General features: G+C 43.6%; 5 protein-coding genes. 4 read left to right on the forward strand and 1 reads right to left on the reverse strand.

Translation table 11 applies throughout. The features are described from left to right. Positions 1–136 precede the first annotated feature (136 nt). Entirely contained in the window at positions 137–481 is a 345-nt protein-coding gene (locus tag H6B51_RS16095) for a helix-turn-helix domain-containing protein (RefSeq protein WP_204884618.1), read from the reverse strand. Positions 482–618: 137 nt separating this feature from the next. On the opposite strand from H6B51_RS16095, the gene H6B51_RS16100 reads away from it, so the two are divergent. The 4 genes from H6B51_RS16100 to H6B51_RS16115 all read left to right on the forward strand — a co-directional run. Further along, positions 619–1,305 (forward strand): zinc ribbon domain-containing protein, encoded by a 687-nt coding sequence (locus H6B51_RS16100; protein ID WP_204884619.1) that lies wholly within the window; start codon positions 619–621, stop codon positions 1,303–1,305. A 22-nt stretch (positions 1,306–1,327) separates the two neighbouring features. Continuing rightward, entirely contained in the window at positions 1,328–1,663 is a 336-nt protein-coding gene (locus tag H6B51_RS16105; RefSeq protein ID WP_243421366.1) for a DUF2085 domain-containing protein, read from the forward strand. Between the two features lies 1 nt (position 1,664). Beyond that, positions 1,665–3,533 (forward strand): zinc ribbon domain-containing protein, encoded by a 1,869-nt coding sequence (locus tag H6B51_RS16110; RefSeq protein ID WP_204884621.1) that lies wholly within the window; start codon positions 1,665–1,667, stop codon positions 3,531–3,533. Positions 3,534–4,296: 763 nt separating this feature from the next. Further along, a partial coding sequence (locus tag H6B51_RS16115; RefSeq protein WP_204884622.1) for a hypothetical protein occupies positions 4,297–5,456 on the forward strand: 1,160 nt, incomplete at its 3' end.

Raw genomic sequence — 5,456 nt, forward strand, 5'->3', positions numbered from 1 at the left:
AGTTGGCAGACCGCACTTCTATTATAGCAAAGGGAGTTTTTTTATCATTTTCATCGCCATAGGCTTTTTTGAACCACTCGCCTAGCGAGTGGTTTTCTTTATACAAAAATTCCCTGGACATGCGTTGTCCAGGGAATTACTTTTTGCTCGGTTTATATTCCTGACGATCTGCCAGCCCCTGCATATATACCAATGCCAACTCCTTGCTGGTGCTGTCCAGCCTGTCCCAAATGACGAGGCATTGTTTTTGATCTGTGGTAAGCTTTGCTGCCTCGTCTTGGTCCGAAAAGAACTGAGCCAGAGTGATACCGAACCCATTGCATATTTTCATCAGGGAGGGTACCGAGGGTACATTGGTCTTGTGGAGCATGGTGCTCAGGGTAGAGTAAGGGATTCCAGACTCCTTGGCCAGACGGTAATAGGTCCATGAGCGGGCCTGACAGAGTTCCTGAATCCGGGCCACAACATCAAATTCCTGCATGAGATACCTCCTGGAACTATTATCTTTATTTTATCCAGGAGTACGGATTTTCGTTAGATTATAAAAGCCGATATAATAAAGTTGAAAATACTTCAAAATACAGTTATAATAAGGAATCATGCAGAGGAGGGAGCTCTATGTTCTGCCCACACTGTGGCAAAGAAATTCCAGACGACGCAAAGTTCTGCCGCTACTGCGGAAACGCCTGCAAACCGCGTCAAAATATGGCCAATGATACATATCCCTTACCATCAACGGATACCACGCCTGTTCAAGAGAGTCGGGAGGCGAAAAAGGAACCAACCGGCCTTCCTTGCCCGAGATGTGGGGCCAGAAACAGTCAACCTATGGCCCATACGACTACTCACACCAAAGCTGGAGGCTATAGCTGCTGCGCGGGTGCTTGCGGCGGGATTCTGCTGGGGCCTTTGGGGCTCCTGCTTGGACTATGCGGAAAAAGTGCAAGTACAACCTCTACGACACAGACAAAATGGGTATGCATGAACTGCGGCGCAGAATTTATTAACCGCCAGGATGCGGAGAACAGTCTGCGCTCATTGATGTTTCTATGCACAATACTTACACAAGTTTCCGTTTTTTTGATCCCCCCTGGATTCATGTCTTTCACAATCTTTCTGATAGCGGCAGTGGTGATCGCATGTACAGTAATATGCTGGATCGCCTTGAAAAACAATCAAACCGGCTACAAGCTGGAAGATCTGATGCTTTACGGAGAACTGGAACGCTGGAAGAAAAAATGGCTGATAATCAATCTCGGGATTGCGGCAGGGATTATCGTCTTTTGGCTCCTTCTGTCGAACTAATACCATGATCTATCAGATTCTAATGAGACTCGGGCATCTTGCCGGCTGTCACCAACTCCCGGACCGAAGTTTCCATATCCATGGCTGTCAGTTTCCGCTCTGCGCAAGGTGCACGGGTATCTGTGCAGGATATGTCCTTACAGTTCTTTTGACACCCTTCTTTCAGCTTCCTTGGACCCTTGCGGGCACTTTCTGTACAATTATGTTTTTAGATTGGCTGTTGCAGTATACACAGCTCAAAAAATCAACCAACCTGCGCCGGTTTGTCACTGGAACACTTTGCGGGTATGGCCTCATGAGCATCTATTTCAAGCTCTTGCTTATCTTGGCAGAAATTATTGTAAAGAGGAGAGGATAGCATGTTTTGTCCAAAGTGCGGGAAAAAGCTGGCTGAAGATGCTATGTTTTGCGATAGCTGCGGCACACCGCGGCCAGATATCCCAACCCAAACCACAACAAGCAGTCCGGAACCACCTATTGAGGGAAATGATATTGCTCAGCTGCTAAAACGGGGCGCCTTCCGTCTTGAAGAGCAAGCGTGGGAAACTGCCAATCGCATTTTTGATTATGTCCTCACCCTTGATATTGAATGCGCGGAAGCATATCTGGGGAAGGTTTTGGCAGAGCAGCAATGTCCCGATTTTAACTCGTTTATTACAAAGCTTTTGGAAAAAACCAACGTTCCCAGAACTGAAACCTTCCATGCCTGCGAGGAAGATAAGCAACGAATTGAACAGGCCGCAGAGACTTATGCAGTTTATGGTTATCTGTACAAACAGACGATCCGGGATCAGTTCCAGTACGATCTGACGTATTCATCCTCAGTCGCTTCCAGAAAAGAGGACTATCAGGAAATATGCCATTTGTTTGAGACTGACATGTCTCTCAAGCGGGCGTATCGGTTTGCAAAAGGTGATTTAAAACAGCAGCTGGAAGAGGGAAAACAAAAGCTGTTCTCTGAACTGGAGTGTCGGATCTCCTTGTCTGAGCAGGAAGATGAGCAGGCCATACAGCGGATCAGGACAGAATATCCTGCACACCTGACTCGGGCAGAAGAAGAGGTTGCAGCACTGAGCCAGCAAGCTGCCCAGCAACGGGAACAGAACTACCAGAGTGCCTGCACCTTGATGTCCGCTGCACGAACGATGGAAGAGTACGAGGAAGCGGAGTCTCGTTTTGATGCGCTTCTGGAATATAAGGACAGCAAAGAAAAAAGCGAGGCGTGTTTTCAGAAAGTTTTATCAATGAAAACGGTGTCGCAGCCCGTACAGCAGCCGCCTAAAAAACCATTCAGGTGGCTGATACCAGTAATCGCAGTGTTCGCTTTCATAGCTATCGCTTTCCTTGTCGTCCAGGTTGGAAAATATTTGGGAAACGCTCCACAGGAAACCATGTCAATACCATCTGATTCTGACACTCCATTGGTATCTCCTACTCAGTCTGCTTTTCCCTCTGACAACGCAGGATCTTATAGTTCAAGCGAAGACAATTCTTTGGATACGGTAGCCTCCTCGGATTTTGTGGACAACTATGCAAATTATAGTGGACAGAAGATCGGTATCAATGCTTCCGTCACAGATGTTCTCGATACAACTATTGAGGTTGGTGTAAGTGCAACTGATACCAGAGGTGTCACAACAACGCTGTTTGTATATCTTCCTTTCGATAAATCCTCCATTTTGGACTTCTCAATCGGAGATAAACTATATATTTACGGCGACTTCTATGTATCAGATGACGGAATACGCTATTTTGATGATGCAACGATCTACATTCTTGAGCATGCAAAAGAGCCCTCCGAACAAGTAACAGACGATGTTCAGGATACTTCTGGCTATACAGATCCCAATACAATACCGCCCGCTGATGCAGTGCCGGCAATCAACCTCAATTATAATTCCTATGATTCAAACTGGAACTTTGTCAATGAACACATTGGCGAATGGGTTCGCATGTACGGTGTCATAGCCGATATGCGTTGTACTGATTATTTCTATGGCCCAGAGTCTTATGTTTACATGGATCCCAATGACCCTCTAAACTATTATGGTGATTTTATTGTGTACGGCGAGGATATGAGCATGAGTATCCCTATCGCAGACAGTCTGACGGATGATTTTCTCATTTATATCACGGCAGGTGGTGGCAGAGTCATCGGTATAAACGCCACTCCCGCCGATAATAACCTGTCTTCTGACCCCGGATACGGGGCCAGTGAGCCTTACTAAGCACTCAAATATAAGCCTAAATAAAATTGTAAGACTTTAATTGATATACTGGGTGTCATACCAATAACAATAATAGGCCTACAATACAATCAGCCTCATACATCTTGGTACAAAAGAGATCTGAGTCATTTTATCAGATGGTACAATACTCTTTCAGGGAAAAGATTTCTAACATTTTTTCTAACACAGATGTCAAAAAAGAAAGCGCCCAAGCACCTCACAACTCATAAGTCTGGGAAACTCCTGAACAAATCTACCAGGAAACGCAATAATAGGTTCTCAGATTCACCTAATATGAATGAATTTGGGAATCTATATTGCTAAAATGACCCTCATAACCTAAAGGCCGAGGGTTCGAATCCCTCCCCCGCAAACAGAAGAGCCCGTTGTATAATAAGCCGATAAAATGAGCGAGGTTTGGAGCCCAAAAGGGTTTCCAAACCTCGCTCATTGCTATATTCTGTTCGGGTCCGGTGAAATCAACCAAAATGGTTAATTTCTCCCAACCCTAACACTGGGCCTGGTTTGCTGTATACATTTTGGCTGAGTGATGCAATATTTTATAAACATTTAGACCGGTTTGCACTTTTCCGAGCAAAGAAAACCTGCCGCAGATTTTTTCCATTCTGCGACAGGGCCCTTTTATTGTACAGTAAGATATGTTGATCAGCATGAATACCTTGCTTTGCAGACGAAATCATCGGAACTGATATTTATCTACACTCTTATTTGTGTTATAGTTTTGCGTAAAGGGGATGATTATATGGGACGTCATGCGGATTATAGTAGAAAAGAGGAAAAAGAAAAGATTTCATTAGAAGGTGCCCGGGCAAAGCTTGGCAAAGATATTATGACACCTGCGGATTACATTCCACTTGTGCACGAATATCAGGGGCTGTTAGTAGAAGAAAAAACGATTAAAAAGCGTATCCAAGCAATATGCGAAAATAGTGGTGGGCTTTTATCTGTAAACGACTTAAAATCCGGGCCAAGGGGAGCGTACAGATTTGACCCGTCCTATAATGAGTTACTGTTGACATTGGTAGCGACGGAATGTTTTGATGGACGTAAAAATGATACCCGGGCATCAACACGAGGGATAATTTACCCGCAGCTACTAAAAAATATTGAGAAATTGTCCAACACGGATCAAAGGACAATTAAGGAACATCCATCATACATAAGCACAAAATTAGAATGTTGGTTAATGGAGCATATTACTTATGAATTATGTGCTACTTCGGGCTCACTAAGCTTTGCAAATACAACTGTGCGTACTACTTTAATGTATGAATTTTTATGGAATCTTATGAAATTTAGAAGACGGGCAGAAATAGAGGATGCTTTTTCAAAGGCGGAGAAACACATTGATAGCCACACCTTATATCCACCTGGTAGAAGCAGCGATGGCAATAGTAATAATGATATCCTGTACTTAGCAAAACGGAAAGCCTTTGAATCTGAAAAGTTGGATGAATTCTTAATCGCCCTAATTGTAATCAAAAAATTAGGAGAAGATTTTCAGTATGTCTCCCCGGATGAAGTGATTTCGATTCCTGCATTGGCTCTAGCAAGAAGGAAATATCAGCTCGCATTGACGCCTGAAGGACAAAAGAAACTTAAAGCATTTGAAAAAAATATTACTAACGAAACCAGGTACAAAGAACTTGCAGGAGAATTGAAAAGAATTCTTAATTTAAATGACAAAAGAGAGCGTAAAATATATCGTAATTTTATTAAAATTCTTGAAATTGAATATATCCGTCCATATGTATCTTCAGAGGATTATGCCAAAATGATTCGTTTCCAGGAAAATAGTGTGAAAGCAGGTAACGGTTCAGGACAGATGAAAAAGGGTGCACGAAACCGGCCCTGCCAACATCGAAGTTTTCAGGGCAAAAGGCAAAAGAGAAGAAGCTGTCA

It is taken from the genome of Pseudoflavonifractor phocaeensis, assembly GCF_016901955.1.
Taxonomy (GTDB): domain Bacteria; phylum Bacillota; class Clostridia; order Oscillospirales; family Oscillospiraceae; genus Flavonifractor; species Flavonifractor phocaeensis_A.

What these genes read in the sequence shown, in the direction of transcription:
- H6B51_RS16110 (WP_204884621.1), top strand. Translation starts at nt 1,665, where the DNA reads ATGTTTTGTCCAAAGTGCGGGAAAAAGCTGGCTGAAGATGCTATGTTT.
- H6B51_RS16105 (WP_243421366.1), top strand. Translation starts at nt 1,328, where the DNA reads ATGAGACTCGGGCATCTTGCCGGCTGTCACCAACTCCCGGACCGAAGT.
- H6B51_RS16095 (WP_204884618.1), bottom strand. Translation starts at nt 481, where the DNA reads ATGCAGGAATTTGATGTTGTGGCCCGGATTCAGGAACTCTGTCAGGCC.
- H6B51_RS16100 (WP_204884619.1), top strand. Translation starts at nt 619, where the DNA reads ATGTTCTGCCCACACTGTGGCAAAGAAATTCCAGACGACGCAAAGTTC.